Source organism: Enterobacter sp. 04-C-12-SI-ECC (genome assembly GCF_047530715.1).
GTDB classification, from domain to species: domain Bacteria; phylum Pseudomonadota; class Gammaproteobacteria; order Enterobacterales; family Enterobacteriaceae; genus Enterobacter; species Enterobacter bugandensis.
On the sequence record NZ_JBLKDI010000002.1, the window covers coordinates 454,886 to 469,360 of the forward strand.

13 protein-coding genes and 1 tRNA gene are annotated in these 14,475 nt (G+C 53.9%); 3 read left to right on the forward strand and 11 right to left on the reverse strand.

Annotation, left to right across the window (positions count from 1 at the left end):
- Positions 1-118 precede the first annotated feature (118 nt).
- The 3 genes from fadJ to ACMWL8_RS05380 form a co-directional block, all read right to left on the reverse strand.
- Positions 119-2,266 (reverse strand): fatty acid oxidation complex subunit alpha FadJ, encoded by a 2,148-nt coding sequence (fadJ, locus tag ACMWL8_RS05370; RefSeq protein WP_045259672.1) that lies wholly within the window; start codon positions 2,264-2,266, stop codon positions 119-121.
- Complete coding sequence (fadI, locus tag ACMWL8_RS05375) at positions 2,266-3,576, reverse strand: acetyl-CoA C-acyltransferase FadI (RefSeq protein WP_041908875.1); 1,311 nt, start codon at positions 3,574-3,576, stop codon at positions 2,266-2,268. The genes fadJ and fadI overlap by 1 nt, the downstream gene beginning before the upstream one ends.
- 246 nt (positions 3,577-3,822) lie before the next feature.
- On the reverse strand, positions 3,823-4,107 hold the full coding sequence (locus ACMWL8_RS05380; RefSeq protein ID WP_028013973.1) for a YfcZ/YiiS family protein: 285 nt from the start codon (positions 4,105-4,107) through the stop codon (positions 3,823-3,825).
- A gap of 372 nt (positions 4,108-4,479) precedes the next feature.
- Between ACMWL8_RS05380 and fadL the strand changes: the two genes are divergently transcribed.
- Positions 4,480-5,760: a long-chain fatty acid transporter FadL gene (gene fadL, locus ACMWL8_RS05385; RefSeq protein WP_041908871.1), complete on the forward strand. Its 1,281-nt coding sequence runs from the start codon at positions 4,480-4,482 to the stop codon at positions 5,758-5,760.
- 44 nt (positions 5,761-5,804) lie between these two features.
- Here the strand turns inward: fadL and mlaA are convergent, their stop codons facing one another.
- A complete protein-coding gene (gene mlaA, locus ACMWL8_RS05390) occupies positions 5,805-6,557 on the reverse strand; it encodes a phospholipid-binding lipoprotein MlaA (protein ID WP_041908870.1) in 753 nt (250 codons plus the stop codon).
- A 315-nt stretch (positions 6,558-6,872) separates the two neighbouring features.
- Here mlaA and ACMWL8_RS05395 point away from each other — a divergent pair, with 315 nt between their 5' ends.
- Both ACMWL8_RS05395 and ACMWL8_RS05400 read left to right on the forward strand, forming a co-directional pair.
- The gene (locus tag ACMWL8_RS05395) at positions 6,873-7,802 is read left to right on the forward strand and encodes a formate/nitrite transporter family protein (RefSeq protein WP_041908869.1); all 930 of its coding nucleotides are present in this window, start codon (positions 6,873-6,875) and stop codon (positions 7,800-7,802) included.
- A 75-nt stretch (positions 7,803-7,877) separates the two neighbouring features.
- Positions 7,878-7,949 (forward strand) — tRNA-Arg (locus tag ACMWL8_RS05400).
- Between the two features lie 51 nt (positions 7,950-8,000).
- Here the strand turns inward: ACMWL8_RS05400 and ACMWL8_RS05405 are convergent.
- The 7 genes from ACMWL8_RS05405 to ACMWL8_RS05435 all read right to left on the reverse strand — a co-directional run bounded on the left by ACMWL8_RS05405 (position 8,001) and on the right by ACMWL8_RS05435 (position 14,464).
- Positions 8,001-9,332, reverse strand: coding sequence for a VasL domain-containing protein (locus tag ACMWL8_RS05405; protein WP_045259671.1), 1,332 nt, complete (start codon positions 9,330-9,332; stop codon positions 8,001-8,003).
- Positions 9,333-9,436: 104 nt separating this feature from the next.
- Positions 9,437-9,907, reverse strand: coding sequence for a hypothetical protein (locus ACMWL8_RS05410; protein WP_045259670.1), 471 nt, complete (start codon positions 9,905-9,907; stop codon positions 9,437-9,439).
- Between the two features lie 14 nt (positions 9,908-9,921).
- Positions 9,922-10,374 carry a type VI secretion system baseplate subunit TssE gene (tssE, locus tag ACMWL8_RS05415; RefSeq protein WP_045259669.1) on the reverse strand — a complete coding sequence of 151 codons (453 nt, stop codon included), beginning with the start codon at positions 10,372-10,374 and terminating at the stop codon, positions 9,922-9,924.
- Positions 10,367-10,903 carry a type VI secretion system lipoprotein TssJ gene (tssJ, locus tag ACMWL8_RS05420; RefSeq protein ID WP_200891415.1) on the reverse strand — a complete coding sequence of 179 codons (537 nt, stop codon included), beginning with the start codon at positions 10,901-10,903 and terminating at the stop codon, positions 10,367-10,369. Before tssJ ends, tssE begins: the two co-directional genes overlap by 8 nt.
- Positions 10,884-11,987 carry a type VI secretion system baseplate subunit TssG gene (gene tssG, locus ACMWL8_RS05425; protein ID WP_045259667.1) on the reverse strand — a complete coding sequence of 368 codons (1,104 nt, stop codon included), beginning with the start codon at positions 11,985-11,987 and terminating at the stop codon, positions 10,884-10,886. The genes tssJ and tssG overlap by 20 nt, the downstream gene beginning before the upstream one ends.
- Entirely contained in the window at positions 11,942-13,705 is a 1,764-nt protein-coding gene (gene tssF / locus ACMWL8_RS05430; protein ID WP_045259666.1) for a type VI secretion system baseplate subunit TssF, read from the reverse strand. The genes tssG and tssF overlap by 46 nt, the downstream gene beginning before the upstream one ends.
- A gap of 15 nt (positions 13,706-13,720) precedes the next feature.
- The gene (locus ACMWL8_RS05435; RefSeq protein ID WP_045259665.1) at positions 13,721-14,464 is read right to left on the reverse strand and encodes a hypothetical protein; all 744 of its coding nucleotides are present in this window, start codon (positions 14,462-14,464) and stop codon (positions 13,721-13,723) included.
- Between the last annotated feature and the right edge of the window lie 11 nt (positions 14,465-14,475).

The window sequence follows — 14,475 nt, forward strand, 5'->3', positions numbered from 1 at the left end:
TGATCCATTCGGTGAATGAAACGCTGTTTTTTACCTCAATGGCGTAAGTATAGTCAATCTCTGTTTACAAAATCGCCAGAACAGGTTCATTCACCTCAGGATTTACCCTTCTTTGACTTCAGTTTACGAAATCAGTTTCCCTTGCAGGCCAGAATGTCTGGCCCCGCTCCGCCATCTGCAATAATTCGTCACACGGTGTGAACCGCGGACCGTATTGCGAGGCCAGACGTTGCAAAATGACAACCACTTCACCCGCACCGAGCGTATCCATGTAACGGAACGGGCCGCCAAGGAACGGCGGGAAACCAATACCAAATACCGCGCCGATGTCGCCATCGCGTGCGCTCTTGATCACCTGTTCACCAAAGCAGCGCGCCGCTTCATTGAGCATCATCATCACGCAACGTTCTGCGCACTGAACGGCAGACAGTCTTCCCTGACCGGTGGCCGAAATAAGCCCATAAACCGAAGGGTCGACCTGTTTCTTGCTTTTACGCCCTTTCGCGCCGTAAAGATAGAAACCGCGTTCATTTTTTCTGCCTTTGCGATCGTCCTTCAAAATTGCAGAAACAATGTTTGCAGGCGGGGTAAAACGATCGCCATAAGCCGCTTCCAGCACAGGTATAATTTTAGTGCCGGTGTCTATTCCCACCTCATCTAAAAGTTGGATTGGACCGACGGGGAAGCCAAACTTTACGAGCGCCTCGTCAACGTGCTCGATTTTCTCCCCTTCCGTCAGCAGCCGCATCGCTTCGTTGATATAGGGAGCCAGAATACGGTTGACGTAGAAGCCAGCCTTGTCCGCGACCACGATCGGGGTTTTACCCTGTTTTTTCGCCAGCTTCACCACGGTGGCGATGGTCTGCGGGCTGGTCGTGGCGTGCGGGATCACCTCCACCAGCGGCATTTTTTCGACCGGACTGAAAAAGTGCAGACCAATGACCTGCTCCGGACGAGCAGCTTTCGCCGCGATATCGCCAATCGGTAAAGACGAGGTGTTTGAGGCGAAAATAGTGTGCCGCGCGCAGTGCTGCTCCACGTCAGCCACCATCTGCTGCTTAAGCGCCAGGTCTTCAAATACGGCTTCAATCACCAGGTCCCGGTGCGCAAAACCGCTGTAATCCGTCGTGCCGGAGATCGTCGCCAGGGTTTTATCACGTTCGCTTGCCTTGATATGGCGGCGTTTGACCTTCCGATCAAGGTTCTGCCAGCTGTACTGCAGCGCGTGGTTGATGCCCTTTGCGCTGATGTCTTTGATACGCACGGGCAATTTGCCTTTGCTGGCGGTAACAAACGCGATTCCGCCGCCCATCAGCCCACCGCCCAGCACGCCAACGGCGCGCAGCGGAGCAGGCTCTGCCTCGCAGCCCGGATCTTTTTTCACCTCAGTACTGGCGAAGAAGATGCTGCGCAGCGCCTGCGACTGCGGCGTCATCGCCAGTTCGCCAAAGGCTTTGGCCTCAGCGGCATAGCCGCTGCTGCTGCCCTGCGACAACCCGGTTTCCATCACTTCCAGAATGCGCTTTGCCGCCGGGTAGTTGCCTTTGGTTTTTTGCTCGGTTTTTTTGCCTACCATGTTGAACAGCAGCGCGCCCCCCAGTGGCCCTGCCAGCACGCGCTCGCGTACGGGGAGAGGACGTTTTGCCTGACGTCCCTTCAGCGCCAGCTCAACGGCAGCGTCCAGTAGAATGGTGTGCGGAACGACGTCGTCAACCAACCCTACTTTCAGTGCCTGACGGGGGCGTAGCTGCTTGCCGGTTAAGATCATCTCCAGGGCGGTGCTAACCCCAACCAGACGCGGCAGACGCTGTGTTCCACCCGATCCCGGCAGCAGGCCTAACTGCACTTCTGGCAACCCTAAAACGGTTTTCGGATCGTCAGTGCAGATACGGCTGTGACAGGCCAGCGCCAGCTCCAGCCCGCCGCCCAGGCAGGCACCGTGGATCGCGGCAATAACCGGAATCGGCAGAGCGTTGATTTCAGCCATCACCTGCTGTCCCTGACGCGCCAGATCTTCAGCTTCCTGCGCGCTTTTCGCTCGGGCGATCATGTTGATATCGGCCCCGGCAATAAAGTTATCCGGCTTAGCCGAGATAAAGACCAGACCACGAATCGCTTTATTTTCGCGGATCTGCTTGAGCATGGCGCGAACCTGAGTGCCGAATTCAGCCTTCAGGGTATTCATCTTTTCATCAGGCACATCAATAGTGATAACCGCGACGTTATCGAGGCGAACCGTCAGATTAAATGCAGATGGCATATCCATTATTCAGCCTCCAGAACCATTGCTGCCCCAAGGCCGCCCGCCGCGCAGGCGGTGACGAGACCAAACCCGCCGCCGCGGCGACGGAGTTCGTGTAGTGTCTGGGTGATCATTCGCGCACCCGTGGCCGCAAACGGATGGCCGTAGGCGATCGACCCACCCAGCACGTTGAATTTGCTCTGATCCACTTCGCCGGTGGCATGGGCGCGGCCCAGCACGTCGCGTGCAAAACGCTCGCTTGCCAGCAGCTGCACGTTTGCCAGGGTTTGCGCGGCAAAGGCTTCGTGCATATCAATCAGGGTTAAATCCGCCAGGGTTAGCCCCGCGCGATCCAGCGCCAGCGGCGTGGACCACGCCGGACCTAACAGCATGTCCTGCCAGACATCAATGGCGGTAAAGGCATAGCTGCGCAAATAGCCCAGCGGCGTGATGCCCAGTTCTTTTGCACGCGACTCTGTCATCAGGATCACCGCAGCAGCACCATCGGTCAGCGGCGTACTGTTGGCCGCCGTCACGGTGCCGTGCTTGCGGTCAAACGCCGGGCGCAGTTTGGCGTAATCCGCCAGCGTCGAGGTGCCACGAATATTGTTGTCTTCAGTAAGAGGCTCTCGATAGGGAGGCGTGTAGGCGGTCATGACCTCGTCGGTGAGTTTGCCCTCCGACCAGGCTTTCGCTGCCAGCTGATGCGAGCGATGCGCCAGCGCATCCTGCTGCTCGCGGGTGATGCCGTAGGTTTTGGCCATCTGCTCGGCGGTATCGCCCATTCGCAGGCCAGTCGAGTATTCCGCGACGGCAGGTGGCACGGGCATGAGATCGCGCAGGCGTAAACGCGAGAAGAGTTTGAGCTTCGCACCGGTGGTCCGGGCTTTATTGGCATCCACCAGAATGCGGGCCAGCTTTTTACTGACGCCAATCGGCAGTACGGAGGAAGAATCGGCGCCACCTGCAATCCCAGCGCGAATGGTGCCCGCCATCAGGCTTTCCGCCACGTTTGCTACCGCCTGGAAGCTGGTCGCGCACGCGCGGCTGACGCTGTAGGCATCGGTATGAACGTTCATGCCGGTACCGAGAACAATCTCCCGCGCAATGTTAGGGGCTTCAGGCATCTGTACCACCTGGCCGAAGACCAGCTGTTCGATGACCTCAGGCGGAATTTCGCTGCGAGCCAGCATTTCCCCCACTACCATTTTCCCCAGATCGACAGCCGGTATACCGTGAAACGCCGTCGCCTGACGTGCAAACGGCGTACGCAGACCGCTGACAATGGCAATGCGGTCACCTTGTCGGGTGATTAGCGGTAATGCCTGACTCATAACCTTCCCCTGTGAAAAATTTTACATGACTATAAAGTGGTCTGACCTGATAACAGTCTTAACCATTTTTTTACATTCAGCCAATCGGGGAAGCTTAAAAATGCGAGGTAAAACACAGAGAAGAAAAAGAAAATGCCCCTGCATGGCAGAGGCAATTGTGCGGTTTGTTGCCGGGTAGCGACGGTGCCTTACCCGGCCTACACGATCGTAGGCCCGTGCAAGCGAAGCGCCGCCGGGCAAAAAGGATTAACGCAGACCGAGCTGGAAAATCAGCGTTTCAGCTTCGCAGGCAAACACAAAGTCGATATCCAGCTTCACGCCGCCGTCCACTTCCGTGAAGGTAGATTTGATTTCACACGGATCGGACTCCACATCACGCGCGCGCTTGCTCAGCGCGGCCAGCGTTTCTTCAGCTTCGGCGCGGTTGGTGAACACACGGCTGTAAGACGCGGTGCAATCGGTGTTGTCCATGATGGTGCCAACATCCATACAGCAGCAAACCGGGGTTTCATCAGCACTGCATTTACTCATAGCTCAATTTCCTCTGTATTCGCGCAGCGCGCGAGATAAACACGATGCTGATATTTTACGCCCCAGCGCTGGCTCTCTCCAGCCGTTAATGGCGCAAAATCGGATAAGTGACCGATATCACACTAAAAAATGATCTAAAACAAAAACCACCCTTTTGGGTGAGCCGCGATGGTCACAATTTTGCCAACCAGATCTCGTTTCAAGAAACATGTTTGAAAATATTAATAAACAAACTTGCAACATTCAGGCTGGTCGGACCTATACTCTGGCCACTGGTCTGATTTGTCTGTCATACCTCAGACCCTACACTTCGCGCTCCTGTTACGGTATGTAACAATTATTGAATAAAAATAACTCAATGAGGTTATGGTCATGAGCCAGAAAACCCTGTTCAACAAGACTGCGCTGGCAGTCGCAGTGGCAATCGTCTCTACTTCCGCCTGGTCAGCGGGCTTTCAGCTAAACGAATTTTCTTCCTCTGGCCTTGGCCGCGCGTATTCAGGGGAAGGTGCAATCGCTGATGATGCGGGTAACGCAAGCCGTAACCCTGCATTAATCATGATGTTCGATCGCCCGACCTTCTCTGCTGGTGCGGTGTATATCGATCCTGATGTCAACATTTCCGGCACGTCACCTTCTGGTGCGAGCCTGAAAGCAGATAACATTGCGCCAACGGCGTGGGTACCTAACCTGCACTTCGTTGCACCAATCAATGAACAATTTGGCTGGGGCGCATCCGTCACGTCTAACTATGGCCTTGCTACCGAGTTCAATAACAACTACCCGGCAGGCGAATACGGCGGTAAAACAGACCTGACAACGCTAAACCTGAACCTGAGCGGTGCTTATCGTCTGAACGACAGCTGGAGCTTCGGTCTGGGCTTTGATGCCGTCTACGCCGATGCAAAAATTGAGCGTTACGCCGGTGAACAAACGGCTCGCCTGCCGAAAAACAGCAACAAAATTGCCAGCCTGAAGGGTGATGAGTGGGGCTATGGCTGGAACGCCGGTATTCTGTACGAGCTGGACAAAAACAACCGCTGGGGCCTGACCTATCGTTCCGAAGTAAAAATTGACTTCGACGGCGATTACAAGAGCGGCATCCTGACGCCGGTCAACAGCCTGGTCCCTGGTGCGGGTACCACTATCCCGTGGGGGACTTCCGGTCAAACTGTCCCTGGCTCACTGTCACTGCATCTGCCAGAAATGTGGGAAGTCTCAGGTTACAACCGCGTAGCGCCACAGTGGGCTATTCACTATAGCCTGGCCTATACCAGCTGGAGCCAGTTCCAGGAGCTGAAAGCGACCGGCACCAACGGTCAAACGCTGTTCTATAAGGACGAGAGCTTCCACGACGCCTATCGCATTGCGTTGGGTACCACCTATTATATGGATGATAACTGGACATTCCGTACCGGTATCGCATTCGATGACAGCCCGGTACCGGCTGATAAGCGCTCCATTTCCATTCCGGATCAGGACCGCTTCTGGGTGAGTGCTGGTGCAACCTACGCGTTCAACGAGAATGCTTCTGTCGATGCGGGCGTATCTTATATGCATGGCCAGAAAGTGACCTTCAAGGAAGGCCCGTACGAATTTACCTCTGAAGGTAAAGCCTGGCTGTTCGGTACTAACTTCAACTACGCGTTCTAATCGCGCAGGGATCAAAAAAGGTGAGCGTTGCTCACCTTTTTTATTTATTCCGAATCAATATCTTTGAGTTCGTTTTCAATTGCCTTCGCGTTTGGATTATCTTCCGGCTTCAGCTTGCCGCCGTTGGCGATAAAGTCATGATTCTGGAAGTACGCTTCACGCACCATAATGTACGGATCGGACGACTGGCGCAGCAGACCGTCTGAATCGAGCAGTTGCGCACGGGTTTCAATCCCTTCCACCGTCCATTTACCCACCGACAGCGGCCAGGTCAGCCACGACAGAACCGGATACAGCGTATCGACCATATCGCCGCCATCATCACGCACGGTGAAGCTGCCATAGAACGGCAGATGGACGTAAGGACCGTAACCGACACCATAATGCCCCAGCGTACTGCCGAAACGGTGCGGCTGTTCACGCTGCAGTTTCGGGTTTGCCATACCTGCAACATCGATAAAACCACCCATACCCAGCAGGGAGTTCAGGAAGAAGCGCGTAAAGTGCACCATCCCCTGATACGGATCGCCCTGCAGGAAATAGTTGACCATCACCGCAGGCTCTTCGAGGTTGCTGGTAAAATTGCTTAACCCATTACGCGCGGGCTGTGGAACATAATCGCGCCATGCTACTGCCACCGGGCGAACCACATACGGGTCCAGCACGTTGTAGTTGAAGCTATACATAGAGCGGTTAAATCCTTCGAGAGGATCGGAGCGTCCCGTTTGCTCCCCGGAGCTGGCGCAGCCCACAAGCATCGTCGCGCCCAGCGCAAGCGCCGACAGCCGAAGTTTCATAAATATCTCCCTGTTCAGTATGGCTATCGTTGATTGCCATCCGTAACGGAGCATCTGGCGCTCCGTCTGAAAACGTGCAAGTGATTGTAACAGCACGTTTACCGATGTCTATGAGTACAGTTACGGGCAGTAATCACCGTGACTCTGATCTCAGCATAGCCTGACTTTTGGAATTCGTTTCGCTGGCAATTTTATAATGTCTTTGAACAAGATGTATCACCTTTGTTGTCATTCCCGCCAATTTAAGAGCATCCCCACAGGCATCCCGATAAAAGCCGCTACGCTTAAAAGAAAGATCAACCTCCGGGAGTAGATATGAAAGAAGTGGGTGAAGACAAAATTGGCGAAAGTAATGAGGAACATGAAATTGAAAGCGAGGAGAAAGCGCGCGGTGAGGAGATAGAGATTGATGAGGATCGCCTCCCCTCCCGCGCGATGGCAATTCACGAACATATACGCCAGGACGGCGAAAAGGAGATGGAGCGCGATGCCATGGCCCTCTTCTGGTCAGCTATCGCGGCTGGACTGTCAATGGGCGCCTCGCTGCTTGCTAAAGGGATATTTCATGTGCAGCTGGAGGGCGTGCCCGGCGGATTTTTACTGGAGAACCTCGGCTACACCTTCGGCTTTATTATCGTCATCATGGCCCGCCAGCAGCTATTTACGGAGAACACGGTGACCGCCGTACTGCCGGTGATGCAAAACCCTACCCTCGGCAATTTTGGTTTATTGATGAGGCTCTGGAGCGTGGTTCTGCTGGGAAATATCATCGGCACGGGCATCGCGGCCTGGGCATTTGAATATATGCCGATATTTGATGAACCCACCCGGGACGCGTTTGTGAAGATCGGTATGGATGTGATGAAAAACACGCCGGTCGAAATGTTTTCTAATGCCATCATCTCTGGGTGGATTATCGCCACAATGGTGTGGATGTTCCCTTCTGCCGGTAGCGCTAAAATCGTGGTGATCATACTGATGACCTGGCTAATTGCGCTGGCGGATACCACGCATATCGTGGTCGGTACCGTTGAAATACTTTACCTGGTCTTTAACGGTACGCTTCACTGGAGCGATTTTTTCTGGCCGTTCGCCATTCCGACGCTGGCGGGAAATATCTGCGGCGGAACGTTTATCTTCGCGCTGTTAAGCCATGCCCAAATCCGTAACGACATGTCGAATAAACGCAAAGCCGAGCTTAAGGCGCAGGCAGAAAAGGATAAAGCAGCAAAAAAATCAACCTGAATGGTGACTCTTTGAGCAGTCAGGCGGCAACGCGCTTAACGCAAAGTGTAAATAACGCTATACTCGTGCCGCCTCGTCCCCTTAGTTAAATGGATATAACGAGCCCCTCCTAAGGGCTAGTTGCAGGTTCGATTCCTGCAGGGGACACTTTTATCTTCCTCTGTGTTTAACCCAAATTAGTCTGTTCGCTGCAAAAACTCATTGAGCAGAAGCATCCTGCTTTATTTGAGCATAACGCGTTGCCAATTGCTTTAGGTGAAGCTCAAGTTGGGTCTTTTCTGCTTCAGGGAGCGCACTTCCTGCAGGATACTGCGACAGGCGCCTGAGCTGCTCTTCAGCGGGTATCGCATGGTTAAATGACTGTATAGTCGAAAAAACCACTGATTTAAGCTCACTCACGGTTATATATTTTCCTTTTTGCTCATCAAGACTACTCAGCCGATCATTCAGTTGCTGAAGCGTCATCATCCCCTGATACCAGCTGTTCATTGCGTCTACAGGCAACGCCGTCGCGTTAAACTTTTTTTGCCACTGTATTATCAGCGCTTTAGCCTCTTCGGGCCGTAATGTCTGGAGCTGCTTTAACAGCTGTAGGCTGTAGGAAATATTCCAGTCAGGAGACAGTTTATCCAGCCGTGCAAGCTGCTGCTGCGTATCTGAGATAAACGTAGACGGTAACGTTCCTCGCTGCGTTAACGCGTCTTGCTGAACAGGTGTAAGCACTTCAGGTAACGGCGCCAGCGAGGCAATGGCCTGAGTCGTTAAGGGATCGGGTCTGGACAGAAAGCCCCCTCCCCACGCTACGGCGAGGCAGGCCACCAGCATAGAACACATCCCGGCGACAAAGGGCTTCCATGGTCTGGCCGATCCATGCGCTGTCGTAAGCCCCTCTGCATTAAGCTGGTTTTCCGGTTGCACAACATAGACCCATTTCACTTCGTCAATCGGGTCTGCCCTCTCCTGAGGTAATTCGCGATCGGGCAGCATGAGTGCATTCAGATCTGATGCGTCATTACTGCTTTCCAGCCGTTCAGCATTCGAACGTATCATCGTTTGTAACGTATCGAACTGGCTTAGGTGTTTCAGTTCAAGGCGCTGAAGGACCGCACTCAGGCGGGTAAGCAACGCTTCAGCACGGTAAAGCTCACTAAGATGACTGTTGTTGAGTGGAAGCATACGCATGCGCTGCTGCAGTCGCTGGCTCAGGCCGCTAAGAATTTCCATACGAGCGTGTAGCGTCTTCGGCCAGAAAACGTCCCACTGATGGCTAATCAGGGTCTCCAGAATCGCCAGCCCTTCGTTCAGGCCAGCTAACCCCGACAGGTGAGTCCGGGCAAGGGTGTACCAGGCCGCGGTCTGCAACTCCACGCCGTTCTGTTCAAACAGAGAGAGACAGCGTCTTTCGACATACTGCCAGTTCACATCCGGCCGAGCAGGATGCGTCAGCTTGCTGAGTTCATCGCGGAGGTTAGCGTAATCTGGCAGCGTGCGCGGGTCGCCGCCGGTTTTTAGCGTGGTGTGTGTGGTCATCCTGGATGGGCCTGCATATCCGTGTGGTTAATTTTGTCAATTGATCTGTAAGGCTATTTGGCGATTAAAAATGCAATGACGCATAGAAGGAATGAATGTTATCGCTATGGCAGTAGCGCTAAAATCAGACCGAAAAACACACCTTCGTCCAATAGTTGTCCGGATCGGGATGAGGTATCTGGGGGAGTAAAGATCCAGCCATTTGCGCTCCCCACCCGCATGAACAGGCGTCCTTGAGAAATCACCTTATCCCCGGAACAGAAAGTCACCTCGACACAACCGGCGACGCCCTGTCCATACAGAAAGATCGGCATAAACTTTACCGCCCGACTGTCATAACGAAGAACAATACCGGAAATCTCAAAAGCTCCGCCCTCTACCAGAAGATCCGAAACGGATACCGTTAGTGGCTCCACATTCAGTCCCGTATCCGTCAGCCACGCGTCCATTTCATCCTGCAGCTGAGCCATTCGCTGGCGAAACTCTGCAATATCAGCCTGACTCTTGCTGATTGCAGGAACAGGTGCAGCTTGTCGCGCCTGCAACTTCTTCAGGAACTGTAATTTTACGGACATGATGTTATCGGACCTTACAAATGGAGAGTTGTGTCGAGATACTGTTGTTGTCTGAGATGCCTTAACAGGACCCGCCCTTCGGGCATAAATTCAGTCCCGTAGCGCACCAGACCAATCCCTTTAAGTTCAGCGTCAATGGCATAGCGCAGTTCGCCGGGGATATTTTGTTCCAGCAGAACAACGGTTATTTTTTTCAAGCGCGGTTCGTATTTGAGCAGGACGGCAGATAATGTGCCCATAAGCTCATGGGCCGTTCCCGGCATGCCCTGCAGGATTTTGGTCATATCCGGCAGGCCGTAGTCAGGCAGATGCGCCAGCGTGCCGGCGCGACAGTTGAGAACGCGCTGCATGTTATCGAGTACGGACAAAATGACCTGGTTCTGCTCGCTGACCTGATGCAGGTCGAGACCGCCGGTGAAATTGCCATAAAGTACTTCATACAGAGAAGGACGAGATGATTCACTCATCTTTCAGCGCCTGCAGAGTCAGTCGATTGTTGCCCGCTACAATCACCCGGGCCTTCTCCGGATCAAGCTCATCGCGGCTCATTACCACACGCCAGGTGTTGCTCTCCTGGTCCGGTGACATAAACATCCCGGCCACTGCCACATACTGCGCATCCTTTTCCATTGGCATATCGACCATGACAGCACCACCCGGCTGCAGCCGTATATCTTTCTCCGCCACCAGGTCTGCCTTGACAGCCTGGCTGTCGTCTTTAAACAATGACGGGTAGTCCGTGCTGTCAAAAGTTTTGCGATCTTTAAGCTGATAAATACGCACAATCGTCGACAGAGCTACACCACCAGCATTGCTGTTCACGGCTTCACGGGCACGTATATCCAGATGCAGGATCTTCACCTGCTTATAAAAAATCGATTTAGTCACGGCGACAGTGCCGTCCGTAACACTCTGAGTAAGTCCACAGCCTGCCAGCATCAGCGTAATGCCTGTAGCCAGCGTAACCAGAGGAAATTTACCAGCGGTAATCGCCATCTTCATCAGTCTCCCTGCGGTGAATATTTTCCTGTACGCGCTCGTAGCGGCCAAGATTGATGGTTATTGTTTTTGGGTGTGATGCGGTCTTAGCCGCATTCAGCGGTCGCATCACGGCGGTGCGGCCCAGTTGCACTGCACCCGCTTTGGGTTGAGTGCTCATTGTCGCGTCAGGCAGCAGGCTACGATCGACACACAGCTGCAGGCGGACTTCCAGGCGAGAGCCAAGATAGACGTGCAGGAGCGCCATCAGGTCCGCGTGAAGCTCACCGCCCGGTAACCAGCCCTGCACTTCTGCCGGGTCAGTGGTGGTCAGACGCATCAGCACCTGGCTGTTCACGTCGGTGGCATAGTTGCCCATGACCGGTCGATTTGTCAGGGTGACGGGCTGGCTGACGCTCATGGTCAGTGGCTTCTTCAGCGGCACACGGCGTTTGTCATGGTGCCAGATTTTCGCCTGCGTGTTGGGTGCCAGCAGGCGCACCAGCGAGGCCATGCCTTCTGCGGTACGCCCCGGCAGTAACATGACCGGCAGCAGTGCCAGAAAGCGCGAAGCCGGGGTCGCGATACTGTCCGTGCAGCCGTTAATCCCGAGCCCGGCCAGTCCCAGCAGGTACTGCGAGGTTTTGTCCTTACCGCCTTCTTCGAAAGTCGCCGGGTATGAATATTTACGCCAGATACGGTAGTACTGAGCAATCAGCCGGTGGTTGAAGATATCGAGGAAGTCCGCGTTAGCTTCGTACCCTTCCCGTCGCTGAGCGATGTCATCGATATAGTGCGTCGGCAGCGGAGACTCCACGCCGTAGAGCCCCATAAAGGTGGTACGGATTGTGGGTGGAAGGTGCGGATGTTCCGGTAGCTCTGCCCCTTTGATTTCAGAGGCCGGGAACCCCATCCCCGAATGGGGACGGAAGCGTACCGGCTCATGTCGCACCTGCCAGGTGCTACCGGTGACCGGTTTATCCGGCTGGCTCTGCTCCAGCAGCTGGCAAAAACGATAAAAGTTCATGTACGGCAGCCGGTCGCCCAGTTGCACTATCAGCCTGGCAGACGCGGACTGTGATTCTCTTTCCACCGGATACATTTTCCTTCTGGCTGAACAATGAGGGTGAGCTGGTTGAACTGGTTCATATCGGCATACAGCGCAAAGAACCGGTTGAGCATTTCACCGAACAGGTGAATATCGCCCTCACCGGTGAAGCCGTTGCTGTCGAGGGTGACTTCGATATCCAGCCCCCGCAGCAGATAGCCCTGTTCAAAACGTTGAAGGCGATGGTGCTCCACATGCTGAATCGCCTCCAGACGCCGGGTGTTCAGTTCATCTTCCTGCCAGTTATAGAGCGCCAGCGTCCCGCGCAGCACTTCGGCAGTACTCATCATGTTCAGGAACCCGGATCCCAAGTGGCTAAGCACCCGCCAGTGAAAACGGTCTTCAGAAGGCGGATAGACTGGAAGCGTTGGTTTGCAGAGGTTACGTACTGAAAGTTGCGTACTCACCACCTGCTCACAGCGGTCAAGCAGCGAGCTCTGTAGCGCACGGCGCGGCAGCTGGCCGTTGGTGCCGGTGATTTGCAGCGACACGGCTTCACGTTCAAACAGGCGGTCATCTTCCCACTGGTGCCCCCCAAGGATAAGCCAGGTGTCATACAGCCCGGTCACGCTGCGCTTCACGCGGGTATGGTAGTAACGGGGGGGAGCATGACGGCGCATCATCCCGCCCTTGTGCCTGAAGCTGCTAAACGGCACATACTCCGCGTCATTGGTGCGGTTTGAGCCAGTGACTGAATCCACCGAATAAATCTCGGTATGTCCGTCCTGCAGACGTTTTGGACGCAGCAGGTACTCGCTTTCAAGCCCGGTAATGGTCAGCGGGTCAGCCTCCAGCGTAAACAGGTTAATCACCGGCACGCAGTGCAGACGAACCGCGTCATCAGTGACCGGCAGGTCAGATGGCCATGGCGTATTGAACACCACTTCAATATCAAAATACTCGGTCCCCGCTGGCGGCGTGATGCCCTTAAGGCCGTTAAGGTGGACAAACATAAACTTGTCGCGGAAGGTGAAATACTCCAGCAGAAGCTGGTAGCCGCTGAACGCGGTATCGCCTTTCGGCCACAGGCAGTCTTCGTCACGAAAGCCGCCCGGTGAGAAATATCCGTCAAGCCGGATACGGTCAGTCTGACCAGGCAGGCGCATATAGAGTGCGGCCTGCCGTTTGGTCAGCATAAGGTGCAGCTGGCTGCTGACCGGTGCATCCGCCCCGAGAAAGAGGCTCAGGTCACTGAGGTCCGCATGGGACCAGTCCGCCTGCGTGCTGCAGGCAAAGCGCATTCTCAGTAACGAGCGCCCGTCCGGCTCAGTAGTCATGGTCACCCGAGAGATATTCAACGGGTTGAGCATCACATCGCGGGTTGTGCGATAACGGCAGACTGTGTTTTTCGGACCCACCGGGCGGGAGTACACTTCCAGCCCCGCGGGCATCACCTCTGCCATCTTAACGGTCTCAAGCGCAGGCGTGAACGCGACCACCGAGAGTGACGGAATGGTCCGAAGGTAATGTGGCCAGAGCATACTGACCAGTCCTTCAGTCAGCTCCGGCAGATCGTCGTCAATCTTTTCGCGAAGCCGCCCCATTGAGAAGGCAAATCCTTCGAACAGGCGTTCAACATACGGATCGGGAGTCCCGGCTTTATCCAGGTCGAGCATCGCTGCACGATCGGGATGGGTCTGCGCGAACTCTTTTGCGGCTTCACGCAGGTAGCGCATTTCTGCATCAAAATAGCGCAGGGTTAAATCTTCCATAAAACACCTGTTTGATTAATGTCCGAATGGTGAAGGGCCATTAATGAGCTGAAGCAGACTTAATGATATCGGGAAAAAAACAATATCAGCAGTGAGTGCTAACGGGGTAACGACAATATTGGTCGCCAGATTTACGGGGTGAAAATCGGTTCCAGACTCCAGCGAATAAAACTGAACGCTGTACGTTCTCCCCAAAGATTCAGTCTTATCAAAAGTATAATTAAGGCTCACTTTGGGAATAATCACTCCCGTGATATATACGTCCCTGACATACCGGACACCGTTGCTCCGGAAGCCTGCATGCTGAATAGTCTTTAACTCTTCTGTTGAAAGCATTCTGGAGGATTCATTGACTTCGACAGGAAGAGCATCGCTGAACTGAAGCACGCTGTCGCTGCCTGATGGTTTGTTGATCCGAAACTTAAGGGTATTCTCTTCCCGACCTGATATCAGGGGAATTTGAGTTGCAAGTTTATTAAGGGACAGAAGTTCATCAGCCCCCCGGGTCAGAATGTATATATATTTTTCACCTACAAAGGCAACACCTTCAGAGGGAACGTTAACAGTAGTTTTTTTGCTTCCCTGAACAACAGAAACAGCAAGGTTTTTATACTGAAATAAACCGGTTACACTGTCCTGAATTTGAATATGTCTCTCTGTTTTTGGCTCGGCGACCTTATTTCCTCCCCACAGCAGTGCTGTACAACCTGAAAGCAAGAACATCACACCTAAACAAGTAAATACTCTAAGACGTTTCATTTTTTAATTTC

What these genes read in the sequence shown, in the direction of transcription:
- ACMWL8_RS05395 (WP_041908869.1), top strand. Translation starts at nt 6,873, where the DNA reads ATGAAAGAAGTGGGTGAAGACAAAATTGGCGAAAGTAATGAGGAACAT.
- ACMWL8_RS05405 (WP_045259671.1), bottom strand. Translation starts at nt 9,332, where the DNA reads ATGACCACACACACCACGCTAAAAACCGGCGGCGACCCGCGCACGCTG.
- mlaA (WP_041908870.1), bottom strand. Translation starts at nt 6,557, where the DNA reads ATGAAACTTCGGCTGTCGGCGCTTGCGCTGGGCGCGACGATGCTTGTG.
- tssE (WP_045259669.1), bottom strand. Translation starts at nt 10,374, where the DNA reads ATGAGTGAATCATCTCGTCCTTCTCTGTATGAAGTACTTTATGGCAAT.
- fadJ (WP_045259672.1), bottom strand. Translation starts at nt 2,266, where the DNA reads ATGGATATGCCATCTGCATTTAATCTGACGGTTCGCCTCGATAACGTC.
- ACMWL8_RS05435 (WP_045259665.1), bottom strand. Translation starts at nt 14,464, where the DNA reads ATGAAACGTCTTAGAGTATTTACTTGTTTAGGTGTGATGTTCTTGCTT.
- ACMWL8_RS05410 (WP_045259670.1), bottom strand. Translation starts at nt 9,907, where the DNA reads ATGTCCGTAAAATTACAGTTCCTGAAGAAGTTGCAGGCGCGACAAGCT.
- fadL (WP_041908871.1), top strand. Translation starts at nt 4,480, where the DNA reads ATGAGCCAGAAAACCCTGTTCAACAAGACTGCGCTGGCAGTCGCAGTG.
- tssG (WP_045259667.1), bottom strand. Translation starts at nt 11,987, where the DNA reads ATGTATCCGGTGGAAAGAGAATCACAGTCCGCGTCTGCCAGGCTGATA.
- ACMWL8_RS05380 (WP_028013973.1), bottom strand. Translation starts at nt 4,107, where the DNA reads ATGAGTAAATGCAGTGCTGATGAAACCCCGGTTTGCTGCTGTATGGAT.
- fadI (WP_041908875.1), bottom strand. Translation starts at nt 3,576, where the DNA reads ATGAGTCAGGCATTACCGCTAATCACCCGACAAGGTGACCGCATTGCC.
- tssF (WP_045259666.1), bottom strand. Translation starts at nt 13,705, where the DNA reads ATGGAAGATTTAACCCTGCGCTATTTTGATGCAGAAATGCGCTACCTG.
- tssJ (WP_200891415.1), bottom strand. Translation starts at nt 10,903, where the DNA reads ATGGCGATTACCGCTGGTAAATTTCCTCTGGTTACGCTGGCTACAGGC.